Annotated in this window: 2 protein-coding genes; both read right to left on the reverse strand. The window is 70.8% G+C overall.

Annotated elements, in window-relative coordinates; genetic code table 11:
* Positions 1–1,034: ABC transporter ATP-binding protein (locus HCJ94_RS29245; protein WP_240944610.1), on the reverse strand; the 1,034-nt coding region annotated here is incomplete at its 3' end.
* A partial coding sequence (locus HCJ94_RS29250) for an ABC transporter ATP-binding protein (RefSeq protein WP_168004224.1) occupies positions 1,031–1,827 on the reverse strand: 797 nt, incomplete at its 5' end. The genes HCJ94_RS29250 and HCJ94_RS29245, both read right to left, overlap by 4 nt.

Below are 1,827 nucleotides of genomic sequence, written 5' to 3' on the forward strand. Positions count from 1 at the left end.
GGTCCGGTTTCGGGGTAGTGGCAGGCGGTGGCCTGTCGGCCGCCGTCGCGGGGGGTGAGGGCGGGTTCCTGGGTGGCGCAGATGTCCTGGGCTTTCCAGCAGCGGGTGCGGAAGCGGCAGCCCGAGGGCGGGTCCAGGGGGGTGGGCACGTCTCCGGTCAGGCGGATGCGTCCGGCGGGGCCGAGGCGGGTGACGTCGGGGATGGCCGACAGCAGGGCCCGGGTGTAGGGGTGCTGCGGGCGTTCGTAGATGTCGGCACGCTCGCCGATCTCCACCACCCGGCCCAGGTACATGACGGCGACCCGGTGGCAGAAGTGCCGCACCACCGCCAGGTCGTGGGCGATGAACACGAACGCCAACCCCAGATCCCGCTGCAGGTCCCGCAGCAGGTTCACCACCTGCGCCTGGATCGACACGTCCAGCGCGGACACCGGCTCGTCGGCCACGATCAGCTTCGGCCGCAGCGCGAGGGCGCGGGCGATGCCGATGCGCTGACGCTGCCCGCCGGAGAACTCGTGCGGGTACCGGTTGTAGTGCTCCGGGTTCAACCCCACCAACTCGAGCAGTTCCCGCACCCGGGCCTTGATCCCGCCCGGCGGGGTGATCCGGTTGACCTGCAACGGCATCGCCACGATCCGCCCCACCGTGTGCCGCGGGTTCAACGACGCGTACGGGTCCTGGAAGATGATCTGCAACTCCTGCCGCAACGGCCGCAACTCCCGCCGACCCGCATGCGTGATGTCCCGACCCGCGAACTCGATCGACCCCGCGGTCGGCTCCAACAGCCGCACCAACATCCGACCCGTCGTCGTCTTCCCACACCCGGACTCACCGACCAGGCCGACCGTCTCCCCCGGCCGCACGTCGAAGTCCACCCCGTCCACAGCCCGCACCAGACCCCGGGTCCGCAGACCCGTCCGCACCGGGAAATGCTTGGTCAACCCCCGCACCCGCAACAACGGCTCGGCGGCGGGCCGCTCGTCGGGGCCGGTGGTGGGGTCGCCGGGTCGGGCCGGCGCGGTGTCGGTGCTCATCGGGCCACCCCCACGTGCGCGACGTCCTCGGCGTACAGGCGGGTGCGGTCGTCGGCGGAGAGGTGGCAGGCGACCAGATGGCCGGGCGCGCCGGCCGGGCGCAGGTCGGGCACCTCGGCGCGGGACCGGTCCCCGTTCCGGCCCGCGTAGCGGCAGCGCGGGTGGAACGCGCACCCCGACGGCAGGTTGATCAACGACGGCGGGTTGCCCGGGATCGGCACCAGATCCGCCTCCGCGTCACCGTGCAACGACGGCACACTCGACAACAACCCCCACGTGTACGGATGCTGCGGCCGCCGCAACACCTGCTCCACACCCCCGTGCTCCACCACCCGACCGCCGTACATCACCAACACCTCATCCGCCACCTGAGACACCACCCCCAGGTCATGCGTGATCAGAACGATCGCCGAGTGGAACTCCGCCTGCAGATCCGCGAGCAGATCCAGGATCTGCGCCTGCACCGTCACATCCAACGCCGTCGTCGGCTCATCCGCGATCAACAGATCCGGATCATTGACCAACGCCATCGCGATCATCGCCCGCTGCCGCATCCCACCCGAGAACTCGTGCGGATACTGATCGAACCGCCGCGCCGGCTGCGGAATCCCCACCCGACCCAACATGTCCACCGCCCGCTGCCGCGCCTCCCGCCGCCCGGCATCCGGATGGTGCACCCGGTACGCCTCCGCGATCTGCCGCCCCACCGTGTAGTACGGATGCAACGCCGACAACGGATCCTGAAAGATCATCGCCATGTCCCGGCCCCGCAGCCGGCGCACCTCCTCTTCGG

The sequence above is a fragment of the Micromonospora thermarum genome, from assembly GCF_012034245.1.
Classification (GTDB): domain Bacteria; phylum Actinomycetota; class Actinomycetes; order Mycobacteriales; family Micromonosporaceae; genus Micromonospora; species Micromonospora thermarum.